This is a genomic window from Streptomyces sp. NPDC102360 (genome assembly GCF_044766085.1).
Classification (GTDB): Bacteria; Actinomycetota; Actinomycetes; order Streptomycetales; family Streptomycetaceae; genus Streptomyces.
Genome location: NZ_JBIWLG010000007.1, coordinates 242637 through 266684, shown reverse-complemented (window position 1 = coordinate 266684; position 24048 = coordinate 242637). Strand labels below are relative to the sequence as shown.

The 24048-nt window shown below is 69.7% G+C and carries 23 protein-coding genes and 2 tRNA genes; 11 read left to right on the top strand and 14 right to left on the bottom strand.

The genetic code is table 11. The features are described 5' to 3' along the window. Positions 1 to 89: 89 nt before the first annotated feature. From rsrA to ACIRHA_RS26720, 4 genes are all read right to left on the bottom strand, one after another. On the bottom strand, positions 90 to 386 hold the full coding sequence (rsrA, locus tag ACIRHA_RS26735) for a mycothiol system anti-sigma-R factor (protein ID WP_403850710.1): 297 nt from the start codon (positions 384 to 386) through the stop codon (positions 90 to 92). After that, a complete protein-coding gene (gene sigR, locus ACIRHA_RS26730) occupies positions 383 to 1057 on the bottom strand; it encodes an RNA polymerase sigma factor SigR (protein ID WP_403850707.1) in 675 nt (224 codons plus the stop codon). The genes rsrA and sigR overlap by 4 nt, the downstream gene beginning before the upstream one ends. A gap of 329 nt (positions 1058 to 1386) precedes the next feature. Continuing rightward, positions 1387 to 2022 (bottom strand): alpha/beta family hydrolase, encoded by a 636-nt coding sequence (locus tag ACIRHA_RS26725; RefSeq protein ID WP_403850705.1) that lies wholly within the window; start codon positions 2020 to 2022, stop codon positions 1387 to 1389. Positions 2023 to 2154: 132 nt separating this feature from the next. Next, on the bottom strand, positions 2155 to 2994 hold the full coding sequence (locus ACIRHA_RS26720; protein WP_403850703.1) for an SOS response-associated peptidase: 840 nt from the start codon (positions 2992 to 2994) through the stop codon (positions 2155 to 2157). Between the two features lie 60 nt (positions 2995 to 3054). On the opposite strand from ACIRHA_RS26720, the gene ACIRHA_RS26715 reads away from it, so the two are divergent. From ACIRHA_RS26715 to ACIRHA_RS26700, 4 genes are all read left to right on the top strand, one after another. Continuing rightward, positions 3055 to 3756: a M50 family metallopeptidase gene (locus tag ACIRHA_RS26715; RefSeq protein ID WP_403850701.1), complete on the top strand. Its 702-nt coding sequence runs from the start codon at positions 3055 to 3057 to the stop codon at positions 3754 to 3756. Between the two features lie 74 nt (positions 3757 to 3830). Further along, a complete protein-coding gene (gene aroA / locus ACIRHA_RS26710) occupies positions 3831 to 5180 on the top strand; it encodes a 3-phosphoshikimate 1-carboxyvinyltransferase (RefSeq protein WP_403850699.1) in 1350 nt (449 codons plus the stop codon). 12 nt (positions 5181 to 5192) lie between these two features. After that, positions 5193 to 6203: a ribosome small subunit-dependent GTPase A gene (gene rsgA / locus ACIRHA_RS26705; RefSeq protein ID WP_403850697.1), complete on the top strand. Its 1011-nt coding sequence runs from the start codon at positions 5193 to 5195 to the stop codon at positions 6201 to 6203. A gap of 108 nt (positions 6204 to 6311) precedes the next feature. Further along, positions 6312 to 6635, top strand: a complete 324-nt coding sequence (locus ACIRHA_RS26700) for a multidrug efflux SMR transporter (protein WP_326013912.1) — start codon at positions 6312 to 6314, stop codon at positions 6633 to 6635. A 240-nt stretch (positions 6636 to 6875) separates the two neighbouring features. Here ACIRHA_RS26700 and ACIRHA_RS26695 read toward each other — a convergent pair whose 3' ends face one another. Then, positions 6876 to 7475 carry a TetR/AcrR family transcriptional regulator gene (locus ACIRHA_RS26695; protein WP_403850694.1) on the bottom strand — a complete coding sequence of 200 codons (600 nt, stop codon included), beginning with the start codon at positions 7473 to 7475 and terminating at the stop codon, positions 6876 to 6878. A gap of 154 nt (positions 7476 to 7629) precedes the next feature. On the opposite strand from ACIRHA_RS26695, the gene hisN reads away from it, so the two are divergent. After that, complete coding sequence (hisN, locus tag ACIRHA_RS26690; RefSeq protein WP_403850692.1) at positions 7630 to 8430, top strand: histidinol-phosphatase; 801 nt, start codon at positions 7630 to 7632, stop codon at positions 8428 to 8430. 203 nt (positions 8431 to 8633) lie between these two features. Then, a complete protein-coding gene (locus tag ACIRHA_RS26685) occupies positions 8634 to 9035 on the top strand; it encodes a cyclic nucleotide-binding/CBS domain-containing protein (RefSeq protein ID WP_403850689.1) in 402 nt (133 codons plus the stop codon). Between the two features lie 63 nt (positions 9036 to 9098). Here ACIRHA_RS26685 and katG read toward each other — a convergent pair whose 3' ends face one another. Then, positions 9099 to 11312, bottom strand: coding sequence for a catalase/peroxidase HPI (gene katG / locus ACIRHA_RS26680; RefSeq protein ID WP_403850686.1), 2214 nt, complete (start codon positions 11310 to 11312; stop codon positions 9099 to 9101). Between the two features lie 137 nt (positions 11313 to 11449). Between katG and ACIRHA_RS26675 the strand changes: the two genes are divergently transcribed. The 4 genes from ACIRHA_RS26675 to ACIRHA_RS26660 all read left to right on the top strand — a co-directional run bounded on the left by ACIRHA_RS26675 (position 11450) and on the right by ACIRHA_RS26660 (position 14825). Beyond that, entirely contained in the window at positions 11450 to 11869 is a 420-nt protein-coding gene (locus ACIRHA_RS26675) for a Fur family transcriptional regulator (protein ID WP_403850684.1), read from the top strand. A gap of 149 nt (positions 11870 to 12018) precedes the next feature. Then, a complete protein-coding gene (locus ACIRHA_RS26670) occupies positions 12019 to 12777 on the top strand; it encodes an ABC transporter ATP-binding protein (protein WP_403850681.1) in 759 nt (252 codons plus the stop codon). Next, a complete protein-coding gene (locus tag ACIRHA_RS26665; protein ID WP_403850678.1) occupies positions 12774 to 13640 on the top strand; it encodes an ABC transporter permease in 867 nt (288 codons plus the stop codon). The genes ACIRHA_RS26670 and ACIRHA_RS26665 overlap by 4 nt, the downstream gene beginning before the upstream one ends. A gap of 33 nt (positions 13641 to 13673) precedes the next feature. Then, a complete protein-coding gene (locus ACIRHA_RS26660; RefSeq protein WP_403850676.1) occupies positions 13674 to 14825 on the top strand; it encodes an ABC transporter substrate-binding protein in 1152 nt (383 codons plus the stop codon). A 61-nt stretch (positions 14826 to 14886) separates the two neighbouring features. On the opposite strand, the gene ACIRHA_RS26655 is transcribed toward ACIRHA_RS26660, so the two are convergent. From ACIRHA_RS26655 to ACIRHA_RS26640, 4 genes are all read right to left on the bottom strand, one after another. Continuing rightward, positions 14887 to 14960, bottom strand: a tRNA-Met gene (locus tag ACIRHA_RS26655). Between the two features lie 69 nt (positions 14961 to 15029). Beyond that, positions 15030 to 16826 (bottom strand): tetratricopeptide repeat protein, encoded by a 1797-nt coding sequence (locus ACIRHA_RS26650; RefSeq protein WP_403850674.1) that lies wholly within the window; start codon positions 16824 to 16826, stop codon positions 15030 to 15032. A gap of 228 nt (positions 16827 to 17054) precedes the next feature. Continuing rightward, positions 17055 to 17128: transfer RNA gene (locus ACIRHA_RS26645), tRNA-Met, on the bottom strand. Positions 17129 to 17175: 47 nt separating this feature from the next. After that, positions 17176 to 20085 carry a UPF0182 family protein gene (locus ACIRHA_RS26640; protein WP_403851144.1) on the bottom strand — a complete coding sequence of 970 codons (2910 nt, stop codon included), beginning with the start codon at positions 20083 to 20085 and terminating at the stop codon, positions 17176 to 17178. Between the two features lie 143 nt (positions 20086 to 20228). Between ACIRHA_RS26640 and ACIRHA_RS26635 the strand changes: the two genes are divergently transcribed. Beyond that, positions 20229 to 20771, top strand: coding sequence for a PPA1309 family protein (locus ACIRHA_RS26635; protein WP_403850672.1), 543 nt, complete (start codon positions 20229 to 20231; stop codon positions 20769 to 20771). Positions 20772 to 20851: 80 nt separating this feature from the next. On the opposite strand, the gene ACIRHA_RS26630 is transcribed toward ACIRHA_RS26635, so the two are convergent. From ACIRHA_RS26630 to ACIRHA_RS26615, 4 genes are all read right to left on the bottom strand, one after another. Continuing rightward, on the bottom strand, positions 20852 to 21940 hold the full coding sequence (locus tag ACIRHA_RS26630) for a PDZ domain-containing protein (RefSeq protein WP_403850669.1): 1089 nt from the start codon (positions 21938 to 21940) through the stop codon (positions 20852 to 20854). 51 nt (positions 21941 to 21991) lie between these two features. Further along, the gene (locus ACIRHA_RS26625) at positions 21992 to 22156 is read right to left on the bottom strand and encodes a hypothetical protein (protein ID WP_403850666.1); all 165 of its coding nucleotides are present in this window, start codon (positions 22154 to 22156) and stop codon (positions 21992 to 21994) included. 103 nt (positions 22157 to 22259) lie between these two features. Beyond that, entirely contained in the window at positions 22260 to 22724 is a 465-nt protein-coding gene (locus tag ACIRHA_RS26620) for a molybdenum cofactor biosynthesis protein MoaE (protein WP_403850663.1), read from the bottom strand. Positions 22725 to 22821: 97 nt separating this feature from the next. Further along, positions 22822 to 23934 (bottom strand): SDR family oxidoreductase, encoded by a 1113-nt coding sequence (locus ACIRHA_RS26615; RefSeq protein WP_403850661.1) that lies wholly within the window; start codon positions 23932 to 23934, stop codon positions 22822 to 22824. Positions 23935 to 24048 lie beyond the last annotated feature (114 nt).

Here is a 24048-nt window from a genome sequence, read left to right as displayed (position 1 = left end):
ACGCACCGAAGGGCGCTCGCGCGGCATCGCGCGGATTGCCGGGGCCTCGGGCCCCGGATTCGCACGATCGGGTGAACAAGCGGCTCGGCTCAGGCGAGCGGGTTGCCCATGCCCTCTTCGGGGCCGGCCTGGCCCGAGCGGATCACTTCGATCCGCCCCATGACCTTGGCCCGCAGATCGGTGGGCACGTCGTCATGACCGCAGCACCGCTTCACCAGCTTCTTCACGGCCTGCTCCAGGCCGTACTTCTCCAGGCACGGGGAGCACTCCTCGAAGTGCACCTCGAACTTGGTGCAGTCGGAGTCCGGCATCTCATGATCAAGGAACTCATAGAGATGATCGAGAACTTCACTGCAGTCCGTCTCGTGCGGCTCTCCGCAGCTCATGAGCCCGAGCCTTTCGCTTCGTTCGACTCTCCGGCGCCGGCGGGGACGAGCCCGCGGTCACGGGCGTAGTCCTCCAGCATTCCGCGCAGCTGACGACGGCCCCGGTGGAGCCGGGACATCACGGTCCCGATGGGTGTCCCCATGATGTCCGCGATCTCCTTGTACGCAAAGCCCTCTACGTCCGCGAGATAGACCGCGATGCGGAATTCCTCGGGGATCGCCTGCAGGGCCCGCTTCACGTCCGAGTCGGGCAGGTGATCGAGCGCCTGCGACTCGGCGGAGCGCAGACCGGTCGACATGTGCGACTCGGCGCGGGCCAGCTGCCAGTCCTCGATCTCCTCGGCGGCGCTGCGCTGGGGCTCGCGCTGCTTCTTGCGGTACGAGTTGATGAAAGTGTTCGTCAGGATCCGGTACAGCCACGCCTTGAGGTTCGTGCCCTCCCGGAACTGGTGGAACGAGGCGTACGCCTTCGCGTACGTCTCCTGCACCAGGTCCTCGGCGTCGGCCGGGTTGCGCGTCATGCGCAGGGCAGCCGAATACATCTGGTCGAGAAATTCCAGCGCGTCCCGCTCGAAACGGGCATTGCGCTCGGCGGTCGTCTCCGCCGGCTCCGGGCGCTCGTCCGCCTGGCCGTGCTCGGTCCCTGCGTCGGTCCCTGTGACCGGACCCACCTCCTCAAGCGACGTCGCGGGGACGAACGAGACCCCGCTCGAATCGGAGGATAGACGACGATCCGGTCCGCCCGCCGCCCGAACAGGAGCGGTCTTGGCCGCGCTCAGCACGCTCCACTCCAGGTCAGGAGCGGTGGCACGGCTGGGGCAAGCGACTGAACCCATGCGGCGGACTTCCTCTCGTACGAACTCTGTGCACCGACAGTCCGCACAACAGTGGTCCCGCTCTCAACATTCCCGGCCGCTAGGGTCCTTCTGACGGATCAGGCTGGGCCCGGGAGGCCGCGTCATTCGGCTCCGCGACTCCAGCAAGATCCGTCAGAAGGGCCCTAGACGAGTGACCGGGTCCACTTCGTGACCGCGTCGGTGATGACGGCGAGGGCCTCGTCCTGGGTGATGTCCGCGCGCTTCGGAACGGCGAAGCCATGGTCCCCGTAGGGGACTTCGGTGAGTTCGTACGTGCCCTGCTCCGGGAACTCGGCGGGCTTCCCGAAGGGGTCGTTGCCACCCTGTACGACGAGGGTGGGCACGCCCGCGCCGAGGAGTTCGTCGGCACGGGACTTCTCCGGCTTGCCCGGCGGGTGCAGCGGGAAGCTGAGCGCGAGGACGGCGGCGGCGCCGAGCTCCCCCGCGGTGCGGCAGGCGACGCGGGCTCCCGCGCTCCGCCCTGCGGCGGCCACTGGGAGCCCGGGCTTCTCCAGCGCGGGCCACAGGCCCCGCCACGCCTTGTCGAGCGTCTTCGGGGCAGGCGCGAGCTTCTTCCCCGCGACGCGCCAGGGCTGCTCGACGAGGGCGACGCTCACGCCATGGGCGGGCAGCGTCGCGGCGAGGGCCTGCAGATCCCGCGCCTCGATCCCGCCCCCTGCCCCATGACTCGCGGCCAGGACCAGCTTCGGATTCTTGGCGACGTACCAGGTAACGCGGGCGTCACCGATTTCGGTGGAGACGATTTCACTACGGGTCACATGGCCATGGTGCACCGAGGATCAAACCGCTGCGGCACATCAGGCCGCTGGGCCACATCAAGCCCCTGCGGCGATTGAGCAGCGGGGTCCGGGGCAGAGCCCCGAGACGTCACCCCCGGCCCACCGCACACCTCAGAAGAGCGTGCCCTCCTCCGGCCCCTCCAGCTCCTCCACCAGCAACGGCCCGTTGTTCCGCACATTGCTCACCGCCGTGGACACGGGATACGCCCGCATCAGCCCCTCCGGAGGAGGGGCAAGAAGCGAGCGCAGATCGTCGACGTCCGTACGCGCCGGGTCCAGCCACTCGTCCCACCGGTCGGGCGTCAGCATCAACGGCATCCGAGGATGAATATCGGCAAGCGACCGCGGCCCCTCCTCCGGCGCGACCCCGAGCGGCGCGGTCTCCGCCTCCGTAGTGATCACGGTGCACGTCACCCACCAGGCGAGCGGGTGCTCATCCGGGAGCGTCCGGTCGTGCCAGAACTCGTAGAGCCCGGCCATCGCGAAGACCGAGCCGTCCGCGGGCGTCACGAAGTACGGCTGCTTGCGGGGCCGCTTCTTCTTGCCCTCGACCTCCAGGTCGCGCTCGGCCGCCGCGGTCACCCATTCGTAATAGCCGTCCGCGGGCAGGATGCAGCGCCGCGTGGTGAAGGCACGGCGGTACGAGGGCTTCTCGTGGACCGTCTCCGCCCGCGCGTTGATCATGCGGGCGCCGCCCTCCGGCGTCTTGGACCACGACGGCACGAGCCCCCACTTGAGCTTGCGCAACTGGCGAACCGGACCGCCCGTGACGGAGGAACCTTGAGACGCGGTCCCGGCGTCCCTCACAGGGCGGTCGAGAACCGCGTAGACCTCCTTGGTGGGAGCCACATTGAAGTCGGCCTCATAGGCCTCCTCCGGCTCCCACTTCTCGATCTCAAAGATTCCTGCGAGATCCTCGGGCCTGCGACTCGATGCATAACGTCCGCACATACGTGCCACAGTGCCAGATGCCGACCCGCCGCCGAACCCGAACGGGAGCAGCCTCCACCCATGGACTCCAGCCTCTGGGACCGGATCTTCGGAACCCAGTCCGACCCCGACCAGTGGGTGACGATCGCCACGGCCGTCGTCGCGCTCGCCGCGATCGTCCCGCACGCCGTCTGGCGGCTGACCCGGAACGCCATCACGATCGCCCACGAAGGCGGCCACGGCCTGATCGCGCTCCTCATGGGCCGCAAGCTGGACGGCATCCGGCTGCACTCCGACACCAGCGGTCTGACCGTCAGCCGGGGCAAGCCGACCGGGCTCGGCATGGTCCTGACCGCGGCCGCCGGGTACACGGCCCCGCCGCTGCTCGGCCTCGGCGGCGCGGCCCTGCTCTCCGATGGGCACATCACGCTGCTGCTGTGGCTGGCCACGGCGCTGCTCGTGGTGATGCTGGTGATGATCCGGAACGCGTACGGAGCGCTGACCGTGGTGGTCACCGGCGGCGCCTTCGTCCTCGTCTCCTGGCTCGCGGGGCCGCAGGTCCAGGCCGCCTTCGCGTACACGGTCGTCTGGTTCCTGCTCATCGGCGGCGTACGCCCCGCCTTCGAGCTGCAGCGCAAGCGCCACAGGGGAGGCGCGGGCGACTCGGACGCCGACCAGCTCTCGCGCCTCACGCACGTCCCCGCGGGAATGTGGCTGTTTTTCTTCCACGCCGTCTCCCTGTGCTCACTGCTCGGCGGTGGCCGCTGGCTGCTGGGGCTGTGAGCAGGTGCCTTCCCGGGGGCCAAGCGGCCTCGGGGACGTGCCAGGTCTTCCCCGAGGCCGCTTAGAGTTGGGGCATGACCTCGAACCCGGCCCACACCGCCCTCTGGCCCGCCCCTCTCGCGAGCGGAGCCGTCGACGCGACTGTTCAGGTGCCGGGATCCAAATCCGTCACCAACCGGGCGCTCGTGCTCGCCGCGCTCGCCGCGGAGCCGGGCTGGCTGCGCCGCCCGCTGCGCTCCCGCGACACGCTCCTGATGGCGGGCGCGCTGCGTGAGATGGGCGTGGGCATCGAGGAGACGGTGTCCTCGAGCTCCTCCGTCGCGGGCGGGCCCGACGGGTCCGGTGAGGCGTGGCGCGTCATCCCGTCCGGCCTTCAGGGGCCCGCCACGGTCGACGTCGGCAACGCGGGCACCGTGATGCGCTTCCTGCCGCCGGTCGCCTCGCTCGCCGACGGGGAGATCCGGTTCGACGGCGACCCGCGGTCGTACGAGCGTCCGCTGCACGGCGTGATCGACGCGCTGCGCGCGCTCGGCGCACGCATCGACGACGAGGGGCGCGGCGCGCTCCCGCTCACGGTGCACGGAGGGGGCGCCCTGGAGGGCGGCCCGGTGGAGATCGACGCTTCGTCGTCCTCCCAGTTCGTGAGCGCCCTGCTGCTGTCGGGCCCGCGCTTCAACCAGGGGGTCGAGGTCCGGCACACGGGCTCGGCGCTCCCCTCCATGCCGCACATCCGCATGACGGTCGACATGCTGCGCGCGGTCGGCGCCCAGGTCGACACCCCGGAGTCGGGCGGCGAGCCGAACGTGTGGCGGGTCACGCCCGGCGCCCTGCTCGGCCGGGACATCACCATCGAGCCGGACCTCTCGAACGCCCAGCCGTTCCTGGCCGCGGCCCTGGTCACCGGCGGCAAGGTGACGATCCCCGACTGGCCGGAGCACACCACGCAGCCCGGCGACGCGCTGCGCGACATCTTCACGCAGATGGGCGGCGGCTGTGAGCTGACCGAGCGCGGGCTCGAGTTCACCGGGTCGGGGTCGATCCACGGCATCGACGTCGACCTGAGCGAGGTCGGCGAGCTGACCCCCGGCATCGCCGCGGTGGCGGCCCTGGCCGACTCCCCGTCCACCCTGCGCGGCGTCGCCCATCTGCGCCTGCACGAGACGGACCGGCTCGCCGCCCTCACCAAGGAGATCAACGAGCTGGGCGGTGACGTGACGGAGACCGCCGACGGTCTGCACATCCGCCCGCGCAGGCTGCACGGCGGGATCTTCCACACGTACGACGACCACCGCATGGCCACCGCGGGCGCGATCATCGGCCTCGCGGTCAAGGACGTACAGATCGAGAACGTGGCGACCACCGCGAAGACGCTGCCGGACTTCCCCGACATGTGGGCCGCGATGCTCGGGACCGACCGGGCGTAGGGGCACACCGCGATGCGCCGCTACGGCAAGCACACCGACGAGGACGACATCCGCCAGCGCCCGAACCGCAAGGGCAACCGGCCGCGGAGCAATATCCGTCCCAAGCACGAGGACGCGGCCGAGGGCATGGTCCTGACGGTCGACCGCGGCCGCCTCACCGTCCTCATCGACGACGTCCCCGTGACCGCGATGAAGGCCCGCGAGCTGGGCCGCAAGGCGGCGGTCGTGGGCGACCGGGTCTCCGTCGTCGGCGATCTGTCCGGCAAGAAGGACACCCTCGCGCGCATCGTCCGCATCGAGGGCCGCAGCTCCCTGCTGCGCCGCACGGCGGACGACGACGACCCGTACGAGCGGGTGGTCGTCGCCAATGCCGACCAGCTCGCCATCGTCACGGCGCTCGCCGACCCGGAGCCGCGCCCGCGCATGATCGACCGCTGTCTGGTGGCGGCGTTCGACGGCGGCCTCACCCCGCTCCTCGTCCTGACGAAGTCGGACCTGGCCCCGCCGGACAAGATGCTGGAGCTGTACGGGGCGCTCGACATCCCGTACGTCGTCACGAGCCGTACGGAGCTGGAGGACGGCACGGCCGTGGAGCGGGTGCGCGAGCAGCTCGACGGGAAGATCACGGCGTTCGTCGGCCACTCGGGCGTCGGAAAGACGACGCTGGTCAACGCGCTGGTGCCGGACGATCAGCGGCGTACGACGGGGCACGTCAACGCGGTCACGGGCCGCGGCAGGCACACGACGACGTCGGCGCTCGCGCTGCCGTTGTCGGGGGACGCCGGCTGGGTGATCGACACGCCCGGCGTGCGGTCGTTCGGACTGCACCACGTGGACCCGTCGCGCGTCATCAACGCCTTCCCGGACCTGGTGCCGGGCACGGAGAACTGCCCGCGCGCGTGCAGCCACGACGAGCCCGACTGCGCCCTGGACGCCTACGTGGAGGAGGGGCACGCGGATCCGGCCCGGCTGTACTCGCTGCGCCGTCTCCTCGCGACGCGGGAGCGCCGGGAGGGCGACTGACTCGCACTTGTTTGCTGCCGCGCCACACAGGTAAGGGCATAATCGCACCAAGCCGGACGCAAGATCGCAGACATTCAGAGATCAGTGGAACGCGGGAGGCACAAGGACATGGCGTGGCTGCTGGTCGTCGTCGCGGGGATCCTGGAGACCGGATTCGCCGTCTGCCTGAAGCTCTCCCACGGCTTCACGCGACTGTGGCCGACGGTCGCGTTCGCCGCGTTCGCCCTCGGCAGCTTCGGACTCCTCACACTCTCCCTGAAGAAGCTCGACGTGGGGCCCGCCTACGCGGTGTGGACGGGCATCGGCGCGGCCGGCACGGCGATCTACGGCATGGTCTTCCTCGGCGACGTGGTCTCGGTCCTGAAGCTCGTCTCGATCAGCCTGGTGATCGCGGGCGTGATCGGCCTCCAACTCTCGGGCTCGGCGCACTAGCTCCTGCGACCGCCTCGGGACCGCCCCGCCTTGGGCAATCTGCCGCCCCGGCCGCCTTGGGCAATCCGCCGCTCGGCCGCCCTGGGCAATCCGCCGCCCGGCCGCCTTGGGCAATCCGCCGCTCGGCCGCCCTGGGCAATCTGCCGCCCGGCCGCCTTGGGCAATCTGCCGCCAAGGGCGGCAGGGTGGGCAAGGCGGCGCCCGGTGCCGCGCAACAGATACGACGGCCCCGGCCACGGGTCAGCTCGCGCCGCGCGAGCGGCCCAGCACCTCCCGGACGAGCCGCCCCGCACCCCCGTCCACCCCCGGCGGAGCCAACACGCACGACAGCGCGAGCCGCACCGCCACCTCGCAGTCCCGCGCCAGCGCCTCCGCCTCGCTCTTCGCGACGCCCGGCACCCCGAGCGCGGCCACGCTCCGATCCCGCACCGCGACCACGAAGTCGCCGGGCCCCGGCAGCGGCCCGTCCGCTCTGCGCTGGGCCGGCACGGACGAGGAGGACGGTACGGCGGACAGCGTCGGCGAGGGCAGGCGCTCGCTCCAGCACCCGGTGAGCGCGGCCCGCACGAGCGGATTGCGCCGCGCGCTGGCGACGGTCCACTCGGCCACGCCGTCGAGCCCGCCCTCCTTCAACGCCCGGTCCACGCCCGCGAGATAGGCGTCGGCCTCCCGGCGCACGAGGGCGCGAGCAAGGCCCTCCTTGCTGCCGAACTCGTTGTAGAGGGTCTGCCGGGAGACCCCGGCGACCGCCGCCACGTCGACCATCCGCACACCGCCCCACGGTCGCCGCGCGAGCGCCGTGTAAGCCGCTTCCAGAAGGGATTCCCGCGCTGCAGGCATCGTCGCCTCCCCGGTTCGCCGGGTTTCGTAAGGCCTGTGTGGCCACAGTTGACGCGCTCGTACGCGGTGTCAAGGCCCCTCGTCGGGCACACCGGGCCCCTCGTCGGATCGGTCCCTGTAGCAGTCGGCGTACCACGATCGATACTGTGCACTCATGCCCGACTACCAAGATGATCTGCGGCTCGCCCACGTCCTCGCGGACGTCGCCGATGCCGCGACGATGGACCGGTTCAAGGCTCTCGACCTGAAGGTGGAGACCAAGCCGGACATGACTCCGGTGAGCGAGGCGGACAAGGCCGCCGAGGAGTTGATCCGCGGCAACCTCCAACGGGCGCGGCCGCGCGACGCGATCTTGGGCGAGGAATACGGGATGCAGGGCACGGGCCCGCGCCGCTGGGTCATCGACCCGATCGACGGGACCAAGAACTATGTGCGCGGCGTCCCGGTCTGGGCCACGCTGATCTCCCTGATGGAGGCGGGCGAGGGCGGCTACCAGCCGGTCGTCGGCGTCGTCTCCGCCCCGGCGCTGCAGCGTCGTTGGTGGGCGGCGAAGGGAGCGGGCGCGTACACGGGCCGCAGTCTGACCTCCGCGTCGCGCATCCACGCCTCCAAGGTGAGCCGCCTGGAGGACGCCTCGTTCGCGTACTCCTCGCTGACCGGCTGGGAGGAGCAGGGCAGGCTCGACGGGTTCCTCGACCTGTCGCGGGCCGTGTGGCGCACGCGCGGCTACGGGGACTTCTGGCCGTACATGATGGTCGCCGAGGGGGCGATCGACCTGTGCGCCGAACCGGAGCTCTCCCTGTGGGACATGGCGGCGCCGTCGATCGTCGTGTCCGAGGCGGGCGGCAGCTACACCGGGCTCGACGGACGCCCCGGCCCGCACAGCGGCAACGCGGCGGCTTCGAACGGCCTGCTCCACGACCAGTTGCTGAGCTACCTGCGCGCTTCGGTGTGATCGACCGGCGCAGGGCGTGGTGAGCCACTCGCGCACCTCGGGTTGAGCCACCCGCGCGGCTGAACTCACCTCTCGCGCCCCCTTGTTGACATTCCCTTTACCTGCAACTCTGAGAGTCCCCCCACTTGTGAACTTGTGAACCGTTTCTCGTTCCACACGGGCCCGGTGCCACAAGTGCCTCACACAGGAAGGTGGCTCCATCCATGCTCGTCCGTGACGCCATGAGCACGATGGTCCTCACCATCGGCCCCGACCACACCCTGCGCCAAGCGGCCCGGCTGATGTCCGCGCGCCGCATCGGCGCCGCCGTCGTCCTCGATCCGGACGGCTGCGGCGTCGGGATCCTGACCGAGCGCGACATCCTCAACGCCCTGGGCCAGAACCAGAATCCGGACCTGGAGACCGCCGGCGCCCACACCACCACGGACGTCGTCTTCGCCGCCCCCTCGTGGACCGTCGAGGAGGCCGCCGCCGCCATGGCGCACGGCGGCTTCCGTCACCTCATCGTGCTCGACGGACAGGAGCCGGTCGGCATCGTCTCGGTCCGCGACATCATCCGCCGCTGGGCCCCGGCCCGGCGACAGCCCGCTCCGCTCCCTGCGTAGACCCACGACAGAGAGGGCCGGCTCCCCGAAGGGAACCGGCCCTCTCTGCTCAACAGTCCGCGATCAGCGCGCGTCGAACCGGTCGAGGTCCATGACCTTGGTCCACGCCGCGACGAAGTCCTTCACGAACTTCTCCTTGGCGTCGTCGCTCGCGTACACCTCGGCGAGCGCACGCAGCTCGGAGTTGGCGCCGAAGACCAGGTCGGCTCGGGTGCCGGTCCACTTGACCTGCCCCGAGGCGTCGCGGCCCACGAACTCGTCCTGCGCCTCGGTCGTCGACTCCCACTGGGTGTCGATGTCCGTGATGTTGACGAAGAAGTCGTTGCTCAGCGTGCCCGGACGGTTGGTCAGGACGCCGTGCTTCGACCCGCCCGCGTTGATCCCGATGGTGCGCAGACCGCCGACGAGGACGGTCATCTCGGGGGCGCTGAGGGTCAGCAGGTTCGCCTTGTCGGTGAGCAGGAACTCCGCCGGGAGTCGGTTGCCCTTGCCCACGTAGTTGCGGAAGCCGTCGGCCTTCGGCTCAAGGGCCGAGAAGGACTCGACGTCCGTCTGCTCCTGCGAGGCGTCGACACGGCCGGCCGTGAACGGCACCTCGACCTCGACGCCGCCGTCCTTGGCGGCCTGCTCGACGGCCGCGGAGCCCGCGAGCACGATCAGGTCGGCCAGGGAGACCTTCTTGCCACCCTTGGCGTTGAAGGACTCCTGGACGCCCTCCAGGACGCGGAGCACCTGCGCGAGGCTCTCCGGGTTGTTGACCTCCCAGCCGCGCTGCGGCTCGAGGCGGATCCGGGCGCCGTTGGCACCGCCGCGCTTGTCGCCACCGCGGAAGGAGGAGGCCGAGGCCCAGGCGGCGGACACCAGCTGCGGGACCGTGAGGTCCGAGGCGAGGATCTGCTGCTTGAGCGCCGCGACGTCGGAGGCGTCGATGAGCTCACCCTCGCGCGCCGGCAGCGGGTCCTGCCAGAGCAGCTCCTCGGAGGGGACCTCCGGGCCGAGGTAGCGGACGACCGGACCCAGGTCACGGTGCGTCAGCTTGTACCAGGCGCGGGCGAACGCGTCGGCGAATTCCTCGGGGTTCTCGTAGAAGCGCCGCGAGATCGGCTCGTAGACCGGGTCGAACTTCAGCGAGAGGTCCGTGGTGAGCATCGTCGGCAGACGCTTCTGCGAGGCGTCCTCGGGGTCCGGGATGATCGCCTCGGCGTTCTTCGCCACCCACTGGTTGGCGCCGGCCGGGGACTGCGTGAGCTCGTACTCGTACTCGAAGAGGTTCTTGAAGAAGTAGTTGCTCCACTGGGTGGGCGTCTCGGTCCAGGTCACCTCGAGGCCGGAGGTGATGGCGTCGCGGCCCTTGCCCGAGCCGTGGCCCGACTTCCAGCCGAGGCCCATCTGCGCCATGGGCGCGCCCTCGGGCTCGGCACCGACCAGGTCCGCGTCGCCCGCGCCGTGCGTCTTGCCGAAGGTGTGGCCACCGGCGATGAGGGCGACGGTCTCCTCGTCGTTCATCGCCATGCGGCGGAACGTCTCACGGATGTCGCGGGCCGCGGCGATCGGGTCCGGGTTCCCGTTGGGGCCCTCGGGGTTGACGTAGATGAGGCCCATCTGGACGGCGCCCAGCGGGTCCTCGAGGTCACGGTCGCCCGTGTAGCGCTTGTCGTCGAGCCAGATCTGCTCGGGGCCCCAGTAGACGTCCTCGTCCGGCTCCCACACGTCCTCGCGGCCACCGGCGAAGCCGAAGGTCTCGAAGCCCATGGTCTCCAGGGCGACGTTGCCGGTGAGGATCAGAAGGTCGGCCCAGGAGATGTTCTGGCCGTACTTCTTCTTCACGGGCCACAGCAGCCGGCGGGCCTTGTCCAGGTTGCCGTTGTCCGGCCAGCTGTTGAGCGGGGCGAAGCGCTGCTGGCCCGCGCCCGCACCACCGCGGCCGTCGCTGATGCGGTACGTACCGGCGGAGTGCCAGGCCATCCGGATCATCAGCGGGCCGTAGTGGCCGAAGTCGGCCGGCCACCAGTCCTTCGAAGTGGTCAGGACCTCGGCGATGTCGCGCTTCACCGACGGGAGGTCCAGGGAGTTGAACGCCTCGGCGTAGTCGAACTCCTCACCCAGCGGGTTCGCCACGGCCGGGTTCTTCGCAAGGATCTTCAGATTGAGGCTCTCGGGCCACCACTGCCGGTTCCCGCCGCCCTGCGTCGGGTGCGCGGCTCGCCCGTGCGCGACCGGACAACCGCCCGCCTCCGCGTTGGGGTCCGTCACAAATTCTTCTTGCTTCTCGGACATTGGGTGCCCTTCCCGAGTCGTCCTGTCGCTTGGCTATAGCCGAGCCTGATCCTACAATGGACAATGTCTAAGTCAAGGAAAGCTCCAAAGTCACATCCAATCGGGGCCAAGGTCCCCTGACTGTTAGGCTGGCCCTTATGAGTGACCTGCTGGAACGACTGCGCGGACGCGGCTGGCGCATGACTGCCCAGCGGCGCGTCGTGGCCGAGGTGCTCGATGGGGACCATGTGCATCTCACCGCCGACGAGGTGCACTCCCGCGCGACGGCGAAGCTCCCCGAGATCTCCCGGGCCACCGTTTACAACACGCTGGGTGAGATGGTCTCGCTCGGCGAGGTCATCGAGGTCGCGACGGACAAGCGCGCCAAGCGCTACGACCCGAACGCGCACCGCCCGCACCAGCACCTGGTCTGTGACGTGTGCGGCCAGATCCGCGACGTGCACCCGACGGGCAATCCACTGACCGCTCTGCCCTCCGACGAGCGCTTCGGCTTCACGATCTCGGACGTCGAGGTCACGTACCGGGGACTGTGCCCGAACTGCGCGGCGAAGGCGTAGCTCCGGCACCTACCTGCTCCGCAAGGCCCGCACCGCATGGTGCGGGCCTTTTGCATTGCATGAGCCAACCACGCACCCCCTTCCACAATCTGACGGGTCGTCATATTCTCGCGGTCGCCCACGCGAATCCGCCGCACCCCGGAGGGCCCATGCACCCCAAGCTCCAAGCCCGCGCACTCACCAGGACTTTCGGCACCACGCACGCCCTCGGACCACTCGACCTGACGGTCACTCCCGGCGAGTTCGTCTGCGTCGTCGGCCCCTCGGGCTGCGGGAAGTCCACCCTGCTCCGGATAGCCGCGGGCCTCACCCGCCCCTCCAGCGGCACCCTGGAGATCCGCACGACGAGCCCTCGCCCGGCAGCCATGATCTTCCAGGACTACGGGATCTACGACTGGAAGACCGTCCTGGCCAACGTCCGCTTCGGCCTCGACATCCAGAAGACCCCGCGTAAGGAGGCGAACGCCCGCGCCCGCGACTGGCTCGCCCGGATGGGCCTCGCCGACTTCGCCGACGCCTACCCGTCCGCCCTCTCCGGCGGCATGCGCCAGCGCGTCGCGATCGCACGGGCGCTGGCGGTGGAGCCGGAGATCCTCCTCATGGACGAACCCTTCGCCGCCCTCGACGCCCAGCTCCGCACGATCCTCCAGGACGAGCTTCTGGCGCTCACGCAGACGACGCGGACCACCACGCTCTTCATCACGCACAGCCTGGAGGAGGCGATCGTCCTCGGCGACCGGGTCCTGGTGATGTCGGCCCGGCCCGGACGTGTGATCGCCGAGCGCCGACCGCCGTTCGAGCGCCCGCGCACCGGCGACATCCGCGACGCCCCCGAATTCACCTCCCTGAAAGGCGAGTTGTGGGATCTACTGCGCTGCGAGGTGCACCAGGAGGCGGTCCCGGCATGAGCTCGCTCACCTCGACGAAGCCCACGGACGACCTGCTGGTCCGCGCTCCGGGCCCGGAGGAACTCCACCCCACCCGCGCACGACACCGGCGCCGCGCCCTCGAACTCTCCCTCGCGATCGCGGTCCCCGTGGTCCTGATCCTGCTCTGGCAGCTCGCGGCCTCCCAGTCCTGGATCGACGAGCGCATCTACCCGGCCCCGTCCACGATCCTCGCCGACGGCTGGCAGCGCGCGGCCGACGGCGAACTGTGGCCGGACGTATGGGCCACCCTGAAGCGGGTCCTCGCCGGCTACGTCATCGGCACCGTGTCGGGCTACCTCCTCGGTCTTCTCATGGGATCGATCTCCCTGGTCCGCGCGGCGCTGGAACCGCTCCTCGACGCCCTCTACGTAGTGCCGAAGCTCGCCCTGCTGCCGATCTTCCTGAACATGTTCGGCCTGGGCGAGGGGCCGCAGATCGCCCTCGTCGCGGCGACGGTCTTCTTCTTCGTATGGATCTCGACGATGGCGGCGGTGATCTCCGTCCCCACCGGCCACCGGGACGCGGGCCAGGTCTTCGGCGCGTCCCCCTGGCAGATGTTCCGGCACATCCTGCTGCCCGCCTCGCTCCCCGCCGTCCTGGTCGGCGCGCGTATCGCGGCGGGTGTCGCGGTCCTGGTCATCGTCGCCTCGGAGCAGATCGCCGCGAACGACGGCCTGGGCCACCTGATCTTCGACGCCCGCGCCCTCTTCCAGAACGACGTGATGTTCGTCGGCATCGTCTGTGTCGCCGCCCTCGGTGTCCTCTTCTCCGAACTGGTGCGCCTGGCAGGCCGGTTCCTCACCCCCTGGGCCCCACGCGACCGCGGCCGCGGCCAGTCCTGACTTCTGCCATCCGCATTCTTGTACGGAGGATCCATGCGCACCAGATACGTAGGTACGACATACCTGGGTACGACCCTGCTCACGGTCGGCGCCCTGCTCCTCGGCACGACGTCCTGCGCCAAGAGCGACACGTCGTCCGACGCCGCGGCGAAGCCTCGTGCGATCAAGGCGGTCGCGGGCTGCGGAGAGGGCTCCTGGACCGATCCGAAGGACCGTTCCCCCGACCGGAAACCGGCCCGCTGCGACAAGGACGCGCCCGCGCCGGTCAAGCTCGGCAAGCCGCGCAAGCTGACGATCGCGACGGGCACGCTGAGCGCGGAGTACGTGGCCCCGCTCGAAATGGCCGTCAAGAAGGGCGAGTTCAAGAAGGAGGGGCTGGATGTGAAGCTGAAGGTCCTCCCCACCCCCGACGCCCTCCCCCTCCTCGCCAAGGGAGACATCGACGCCCAGTGGGCCGCCCCGGAGGCGGCGGTCATGAACGGCATCCTCGGCGGCTTCGACATCAAGTGGGTGTCCGGCAACTTCTCCCCCGACCCCAAGTCCAAGAGCGGTCTTTGGGTGCGCCTCAAGAAGGGGCAGAGCGCGGCCCAGGTCCGTATGGCAGGCAAGAAGATGGGCACGCTGATCGGCAAGGGGTCGGTCGCCTCGTACCCGATGAACATCGCCCTGAAGAAGCACGGCGGGGACCTCGACAAGATTCAGTTCCAACAGCTCGGCTCGGCCGACGTGTTGACCGGGCTGCAGAACGGCGGGGTCGACTCGGCCTGGCTCCTCGACCCGATCTGGCGCAAGGTCGACGGCGACAAGCGCTACGCGTTCCTCGGCGGCCAGCCCCAGGGCGAGCCGCTCGGCGGCCTCCTGTACGGGCCGAACCTCCTCAGCAAGGACCCGGACGCGGGCGTCGCGTTCCTGCGCGCGTACATCCGGACCGTGAACACGTACTTCCGCGGCGACTACAAGAAGGACCCCGCCTTCGTGACCGAGCTGGCCCGCCTCCTGAAGACGGACAAGAAGGTCCTGGAGGAGACGCCGTCCCTGCGGATGGACTGGGAGATCCGCTCCGGCACGACGGACCGGCTGCAGGCCGCGTACAAGGCGGCGGGCGTCTCCGAGGGTGATCCGCTGCCGGAGTCGAAGACGGTGAACAGGAAGCTGTACGAGGAGGCGGTCGGCCACAAGCCCTGAGGACGCCCCTGGAAATGCCTGAGGCCCGGATCCGTACGAATCCGGGCCTCAAGTCTTTCAGTAGCGGGGACAGGATTTGAACCTGCGACCTCTGGGTTATGAGCCCAGCGAGCTACCGAGCTGCTCCACCCCGCGCCGTTGTGTTCACAACTCTACGGTACGCCTCCCGACCAGCGCAAATCCCGTCGTCGATCACCCGCGGCGCTACGCCGACAGCTCCTGCCGCAACGCGTCCCGCAGCCGCCCGGCCCGCTCCGCGACCTCCGCGGGACCGAGATCGACCGCTCGGGATGCCCACTTCTGCCCCTCGGCGAGGTCACCGCGCCGCGCGCACAGCAGCGCGAGCCGAAGCGCCGCGCGCCCGTGCCCCGCATCGGCCGCCCGCGTCCACCAGAGCGCCGCCTCCGGCTCGCTCCCCTCCCGGGCAAGCAGCAGCCCAAGGTTGAACGCCCCGTTGCGCGACCCGGCCTCCGCGGCCTCCCGGTACCAGCGCGCCGCCTCCACCACATCGCCCCGCGCGGCGGCCAGCATCCCGACCCGTACCTGCGCCCTGCGATGCCCGTGCTCGGCGGCCCTCTCGTACCACTCCTCGCACTCGCTCTTCTCGGTGACGGGCTCACCCAACTCGTGCCGGACGGCGGGCGGCCGCCGCACATCGAGCAGCGAGGCGAGCCGGTAGGCGGCCTCGCCGCTGCCGCCCCCCGCCGCGCACCGCAGGTGCCGCTCGGCGGCCTGCTCGTCGCCCTCGCGCTGCCGCGCGATCCCGGCCTGCAGCGCCGCCTCCGTGTGCCCGCCGGCCGCGGCACGCTCGTACCACTGCAGCGCGGCCGCCTCGTCGTCCCGACTCGCGTACAGGATCCCCAGGTTGAACGCCGCGTCGACGCTTCCGGCCTCCGCCGCCTTGGAGAACCAGGGCTCGGCGCCGACCGCGTCCCCGTTCTGCAGGAGCAGCACCGCCAGCGCGTTGGCCGCCTCGCGGTGACCCGCGTAGGCGGCACGGCGGTACCAGCCCTCGGCCTGCGCGGTGCGCTGCTGCTCGGCGCAGAGCAGGCCGAGGTTGTACGCGCCGTTGTTGTCGCCCGCGTCCATGGCCGCGCGGTACCAGCGCTCGGCGGTCTGCGTCTCGCCGCGCTCGGCGTGCAGGGCGCCCAGCGCGTTCGCCGCGTTGCCGTCGCCGTCCTGGGCGGCCCGCAGCCACCACACGGCGGCGCTCTCCTCGTCGCCCGCGTCGCGCAGCAAGAACGCGAGGGCGCACGCGGCACGCGCCTCACCGTCCTTGGCGGAGGTCAGGTACCAGCGCCCGGCCTCCTTCAACTCGCCGCGCTTCTCCAGGATCGACCCGAGGTGCAGCGCGGCGCGCCGGTGCCCGCGCGCGGAGGCCTGCCGGTACCACTGCTCGGCCTCCTCCGCCGGGTCCTTGCCCGCACCGGATACGAGTACGTCGGTGCCGCCCTTCCGGTCGAGCGCGCGGGCGAGCCGGTACGCGGCCTCCCGGTGCCCGCGCTCCGCGGCGACCCGCATCCAGCGCTCGGCGCCGACGTCGCTGCGGTGCTCCAGAAGATCGGCGAGCGCGTACGCGCCCAGGGTGTGGCCGTGCTCGGCGGCCTGGCGCAGCCAGTACTCGGCGGCGGGTTCGTCCCCACGCTCGCGGAAGTGCCGGCCCAGGGCGTGCGCGGCGGGCGCGGAGCCCGCGACGGCGGCGACGCGCCACCAGCCGGCGGCCTCGTCCGCGTAGCCACGCTGGTGGAGGAGGACTCCGAGGTTGTTGGCCGCGGCCCGGTCACCTGCGCCGGTGGCAGCACGCAGCAGCGGCTCGGCCCCGCCGAGATCTCCGCGGCGCAGCAGCATGGCGCCGAGGACACTCATCGCCTCGACGTCGCCGGCCTCCGCGGCCAGCCGCTGGCGTGCTTCTTCCGCAGCCTCGCCGGGTTCGTCCCGATCTGTCGGCTGCACAAACCGCCCTGTCTCCAACAGAGTTGCCTTGTCCCCCATAACGTCCATCGTCGCACCACCTGCAACCTGGGTACACCTGGTATACCGCAGCCAGTGAGGTCACTTCAGCGTTTTGTCGACATGCCCACAGGGAGACAAGCGAAACACGGTTTTCGCAACTCCCCCCGAGCGAGGCATCGTTCGCACACGCTTCGCACATGCCGGTGGCTCATGACAGCAGGGGCCACGACGCACCGAAGGCCCGGAAGCCTTAGCTTCCGAGCCTTCGATCATCAGTAGCGGGGACAGGATTTGAACCTGCGACCTCTGGGTTATGAGCCCAGCGAGCTACCGAGCTGCTCCACCCCGCGCCGTTGTGTTCAAACCGTACCACGGTGCGGAGGGGGCATCTGACCGGTCAGCCGCCGGCCGCCTCCTTGTTGTCGCCGGTGCCGCTGTTCTTGTCGTTCTTGTTGTCACCTGCTGCCTTGTCGGCCTTGGTCTGCGCGTCCTCGGCGCGCTGCAAGGCGTCCTGCAGCCGGTCCTGGGCCTTGCCGTAGGCGGTCCAGTCGTTGTCCTTCAGTGCCTCCTGGCCGTCCTTGAAGGCCTCGTCCGCGTCCGCGAGCGCATCCTTCACGGTCGAGTTCTCAGGCGTCTTGTTCGGGTCCCCGCCGGGCTTCTCCGGCTCGGCAGGCGTGTCCCCGTTCACGTCGAAGGCCTCGTTGAGCGCATCGGACAGCGAGTCCGCGAACCCGATCTTGTTGCCGTACGAGACAGCGACCTTGCGCATGAGTGGGTACTCGGCATTGCGGCCCTGGGCGTAGATCGGCTCTACGTAGAGGAAGCCCTTGTCGAGTGGCACCGTCAGCAGATTGCCGTACAGGACCGTCGAGTCGGCACCCTTCATATCGCGCACCCAGTTGGCCACGGAGCCCGAGGAGTTGAGCGTGTTCTGTACCTGCTCGGGCCCTGCGACCTTGTCCTCGGTGACTCTGAGGAGCCTTATGGCGCCGTAGTCCTTGCTCGTCGCGTCGGCGTCGACCGCCATGAACGCTCTCAGGTTGGGCCTGCCGCTCGGCGTGAACGTCGTCGTCAGCGAGAACTGCTGGCTGGTCTGGCCCGGCATCTTCATGGACAGGTAGTACGGCGGAACCGCGCTGTTGTCCTTCTTGGTCGGGTCGTTCGGCACCTGCCAGGCGTCGGACGCGTTGTAGAACTGGTTCGAGTTCGTCACGTGGTAGAGGCTGAGCAGCTCACGCTGGACCTTGAACATGTCCTGCGGATAGCGCAGGTGCTCCTTCAAGGAGGCCGGGATCGCGCTCTTGTCCTCGACCGTGCCCGGGAACGCCTTCTTCCAGGTCTTCAGGACCGGGTCCTTGTCGTCCCAGGTGTAGAGCTTGACCTCGCCCGTGCCCGCGTCGACGGTCGCCTTCACCGAGTTGCGGATGTAGTTGACCTGGTTCTGCTGCGCCACCACGGCGCGCTGACTGTCCGCCTCGTTGAGCGAGTCGGCGGTGCTGTCACCCAGCGTCGTACGGGACGCGTAGGGATAGCCGTTCGACGTCGTGTAGGCGTCGATGACCCACTTGATCTTGCCGTTCACGACCGTCGGATACGGGTCCCCGTCGATCGTCAGCCACGGCGCGACGGCCTCGACGCGCTCCTTGGGAGTGCGGTTGTAGAGGATCCGCGAGCCTTCACCGATGGCCCCCGAGTACAGGATCTGCGGCTCGCTGAAGGCGACGGCGTACGCGGCGCGGTTGAGCGGGTTCGCCAGATTGACGCCGCCCTTGCCCTTGTAGCTCGTCGTCTTCTGGGTGCCGTCGTCCTGCTCGTAGTCCAGCTCCTTCTGCGGCCCACCGACGATCGAGTACTGCGACGTCTTCTCGCCGTAGTAGATGCGCTGGTTGTAGTCGCCGAGGTCGCCAGTGGTCGGCAGGCCCGACTCGGTGAACTGCGGGGCGCCCCCTGAGGTCGCCGTGCCCTTCGCCGTCACGGCCCCGTAGCCGTGCGTGTAGACGAAGTGGTCGTTGATCCAGTTGCGCTTGTCGAGCTTGCTCAGGTTGAGCTCGCGCAGACCCACGACGGTGTCCTGGCCCTTGTAGCGGTCCACGTCCAGCGTCGTCGGGAACTGGTAGTACTTCCGCTGCTGCTCGAGCTGCTGGAAGGTCGGCGAGACGATGTTCGGGTCGTTGAGCCGGTAGCTGGCCGCCGAGTCGGACTCCGTCCGCTGCTTCGCGGCGTCGTCCGAGCCCTTGCCCTTGTAGTCCACGGGCTTGGCATTGTCGATGCCGTACGCCTTGCGGGTCGCCTCGATGTTCTTCTTGATGTACGGGGCTTCCTTGGACTGCTCGTTCGGCTGGACCTGGAACTTCTGGACGATGGCCGGGTAGAGGCCGCCGATCAGGATCGCCGAGAGCACCATCAGGCCGAAGCCGATGACCGGCAGCTGCCAGGTACGCCGCCACAGGGTCGCGAAGAAGAGGATCGCGCAGATGACGGCGATGCAGAACAGGATCGTCTTCGCCGGCAAATACGCGTTGGCGTCGACGTACCTGAGGCCCGTCCAGTTGTCCGTCGCCTTGAAGTCGCTCTGCTTCACCGCGAGCCCGTACCGGTCGAGCCAGTACGCGACCGCCTTCAGGGCGACGAACACGCCCAGCAGGACGGAGAGGTGCCCCGTCGCCGCGGCCGTGGCCCGCGCCCCCGGGCTGGTGATCCGCAGGCCGCCGTACAGGTAGTGCGTCAGCGCTGCGGCGACGAGGCCGATGACGGCTGCCGCGAACCCGAAGCCGAGCAGGAAGCGGTACCAGGGCAGATCGAACGCGTAGAAGGACACGTCCATGTGGAACTGCGGGTCCTTCTGGTTGAACGGCACGCCGTTCACGAACATCAGCCACGTACGCCACTGGCTGGCGGCCGATGCTCCCGCGATCAGACCCACAAGGGCGGTGATGCCGACGAGCAGCCAGCGCTTGAAGGGCGCGATGCCCATCCGGTAGCGATCGAGGCTCTGCTGCTCCATCGACATGGCGCTCAGCGGCGGGCGCAGCCGGTGCGCCAGCCAGACGTTCACGCCGACGGCGAGCGCCATCAGCAGTCCGAAGACGAAGAAGAGCCCGATCTTCGTCCACAGTTGAGTCGTGAAGACGGACGAGAACTTGACCGAGCGGTACCAGAGCCAATCGGTCCAGAATCCGGCGAACATGACGAAGGCCATGCCGAGCACGGCCAGGACGCCCAGCGTCAACAAAAGTGTCCGGGCGCGCCGGGAGGGTCGGCCGACTCTGATCCGCGGACCCGTCGGGCCCCCGCCGCGGTCCGGCATCTGGAAAGCCAAGGTGTACACCTCGAAGTTCGGTATTCGATCGGTCGGTCGGGCCCCGGAGATCGCGGACCCATCACCTATGCAACTTACTCACGCTTTACTCAGTTCCCGGTTCGGGGCAGGAACGAGGCAGGATTGTGACCATGTCCAACACTCCCATGGCAGCGAGCCCCCTCACCCGAGCCGTACTCGAGATCGACGAGTACGCCGCCGGGCTTGGCTGGGACCAGCCCGCTCGCCTCTTCGCCCTCGTCGACACCGCCGCGCTGCGCGCCCAGGAACCCGCTCTCGCCGCCCAGCTCGGGCTCGAGGGCGAGCAGGAGGCCCCCGGCCTCACCCCGATCGAGCAGGACGAGATTCCTGCCGGAAAGCCGCTGGACGAGTTCCTCGGCACCATCGCGTGGCCCGACGCCGTCGTGGGCTGCGCGCTGACGGTCGAGCGCCTCATGCTGCCGCCGTCCGCGGAGGCGTCCGTCCCGGAGGGCCTCAGCGACTCGAAGCTCACGAAGTGGGTGGCCGAGCACCCGGACCGCCAGGAGGTCCGTATGACGGTCGGCGTCCTGCGCGACGGCACCCGCGACTCGGCGCTGCGACTGCGCGAGAAGGACGCGACGACGGAGGTCCTCACGGGCTCGAACCTCGTACCGGGACTCGCGGAGGCCCTGTCGGTGACGTTCTCCGAGTGACGTTCTCCTCATCTACGTAGAGGGGCGCCACCGGTGAGTTCCGGTGGCGCCCCTCTACGTAGTGCGGTGTTTGCGCTTGCTCAGCCCTTGGCCGTGCACGTGGACAGGTCCGCCGTGTCGCCGCTGCGGATGTCCTTCAGGGCGTCCATCGCGTCGTCCATGGTGCCCACCTTGACGAGCGTCAGTCCGTCCGGGGTGTCCTTGGCCGCGGTGGCGCAGTTGTCCTTCGGCGTCAGGAAGTACTGAGCGCCCTTGTCGCGCGCCGCGACCGTCTTCATACCGATGCCGCCGATCGGGCCGACCTTGCCGTCGTCATCGATGGTGCCGGTGCCGGCCACGAACTTGCCGCCGGTCAGGTCGTCCGACGTGAGCTTGTCGACGATGCCGAGGGAGAACATCAGGCCCGCGCTCGGACCGCCCACGTCGGCGAGCTTGATGTCGATCTCGAACGGGAAGGTGTGGTCGGTCCCGGCCTGGATGCCGACGATCGCGCGGTCGTCCCCGGCCTTCTCCGTCTTGATCGTCACGTTCTCCGTACGCGTCGCCTCCTTGCCGGCCTTCTCGGCGGCGGCCGCCTCCTTGACAGGCACGACGGTGAAGACGACGTTCTCGCCCGGCTTGTGCTTGGTGACGAGCTTGGCGACGTCGGTGGGCTTGGTGACCTTGGTGCCGTCGACGGACTTGATGACGTCTCCGGCGTGCAGCCTGCCCTGCGCCGGGCTGTCCTTGACGACACTGGAGACGATCACCCAGGACTTCACGGGGATGCCCAGCTCGTTCAGCGCCGCCACCTTGGCGCTCTCCTGGGACTGGCTGAACTCCTCGGCGTTCTGCTGCGAGGACTGCTGCTCGGTCTGCCCGTCCGGGTAGAGCGTCTCGTGCGGCACCACGATGCTGTCGTGCGCGAGCCACCCGTAGACGGCCGAGGCCAAGTTCATGTTGTAGTCGGCGCTGGTGACGCGGACCGTCGTCATGTTCAGGTGGCCTGACGCGTCGTACGTCTTGTGGCCGGAGATCTGGATCACGGGTTCGCCGCCGTGGTCCCCGAGCGTGTTCACCGTCGGTCCCGGCGACATCTCCGCGTAGGGCACTTTGATGAGCACCCCCGCGCACAAGAGCGCGATCAGCATCAGGGTCGAGGCGAGCATCGTCGCAGTGCGGCGTGGCATGGAACGACAGTACGGGACGACTCTGTCGGCGCACCTGTGGGGCCGGGCCCGTCAGGTGCCTTGGTGCGACTTCTCCATCGCCTCACGGAAGCGCGCGTAACCACTGAGTTCCGTGACATCCCCGGTCTTGTGCCGCTGCCGGCCGGCCCAGCTGCCCCAGAGCCCGGCAGCCACCGCAGCGACAACCGGGATGAGCAGCCACAGGAGACTTGCCATGCCGACCTCCCGACCCCATGAGCGACTGCCACTGACGTATCAGCAGATTAACCATCCGCAGTCCCAACGCTCGCCGCAGGGGGGCGGTTACGCAACTGGAGCCTCAGCAGGCTCCCACCCACTCCTCCGTCCCGTCCGAGAACGTCTGGTGCTTCCAGATCGGCACTTCGTGCTTCAGGTCGTCGATGAGCTTGCGGCAGGCTTCGAAGGCCTCGCCCCGGTGCGGGCAGGAGACGGCGACGACGACCGCGAGATCGCCCACCGTCAGATCGCCGATTCGGTGCACGGCCGCAAGGGCGCGCACGGGGTACTCGGCGACGACCTTCTCGGCGACGCGCCGCATTTCCGCTTCGGCGGTCGGGTGGCAGGAGTAGCCCAGCTTGTCCACGTCGGCCCCGCCGTCGTGATTGCGCACGGTCCCCACGAAGAGCGCGGTGCCGCCCGCCGCGTCGTCGCCGACGGCCCGGAAGACCTCGTCGACGGTGAGCGGTGTCTCTCGGATGGCGAGCAGCTTGATCGGGTCCTGTGCCCTCAGCTCACCGGGGTGGTCGTGCTCAGTGGGTGCCATGCCCTCATCGTGCCGCACGCCGCCGACAACCGTGAATAGCGTTTTCGACCGGCACGCGCGCGTACCGGCTTGGAGCCTCCTACAGGTCCGGCGGTGGTCAGATGCGCCGTCGCGCCTTGCGGACCCGCCGCACCACGGCCGCCGTACCCAGCAGCGCGACGGTCGCGCCCGCGGCGCCGGCCGCCGTCGCGTCCTTGCGGCCGAGGCGTCGGCCCGCGACCGTGCGCCGACCCGCGACCTCCTCGAGCAGCTCCGCGAGGACCTCCTCGTTGGTCCACTGGGGCCTCCACCCGGATTCGTGCAGCCTGCTGCCGCTGACCACCCACGGGTACATCGTGTAGGCGAGATCGCCCGCCGGGGAGGGCGTCAGGCCGATCCGGTGCAGCCGGGCCGCCGCGCCCAGGGCGACGGCGGAGGGCAGCTCCATGCGCCGGATCCCGCTGAGTTCCTCGACCTCCTCCTGCTCCAGCCAGCCGTCGCAGCCGACCGCGAGCTCTCCGTCGACCTTCTCCAGGGCGGCGTGTTCCAGGGCACTGCACAGGTCGTCCACGTGGCAGAACTGCCAGGCGGGCCGCGAACCGGCCACCACAAGAAGGCGCGGCGACTCGAAGTACCGGGTGAGCGCCGTGTCCGTACCGCCGACGAGCACCGCCGGGCGCACCACCGTGACGTTCAGGCCGGGATGCGCGCGCGGGGCACGGCGGGCGAGCCGCTCGACCTCCAGGAGGTCGCCGACCCCGGTCGCCTCCGCGGTGGCGCGCAGCTCCGCGTCCTCGGCGAGCGGAAGTTCGTTGTCCTCGAGGGCCCCGTAGACCATCGTCGAGGTGCACAGGACGACGCGGTGCACACCCGCGGCGGCCGCGGCGGTGAGGACCGTCTGGGTGCCCCGCACGTTGTACGCGGTGCGGGCCGCGGGGTCGGACTCCAGGTCGAGGTCGAGGGCCAGGTGCACGACGACGTCGGCGCCGCGCAGCTTCTCTGCGATGGCCGGGTCCCGCACATCCAGGACGTGCCAGGTCGCGGACGTGCACTCGCCGCGCCGCTCGTCGATGGCGAGGACCTGCTTGATCTCGTCCGACGCGGCGAGCCGCTCGGTGAGCAGGGCGCCGATGCCGGACGCGGCACCGGTGACCGCGACGACGGGGCCGCGGACGGCTGAACGGGATGCAGGGTTTCGCGCTGCGCGAACCTGCGGATCTGGGGAACTCACCGGGCGTCTCCAGCGGTTGTCTTCAGTACGTACCCGTATGACGCGTACGTACCAGGAGGCATCCATCCTGCCGCAGGCCATTCGTCGGCGAAGCACTGAGGCCCGATCCGGTCA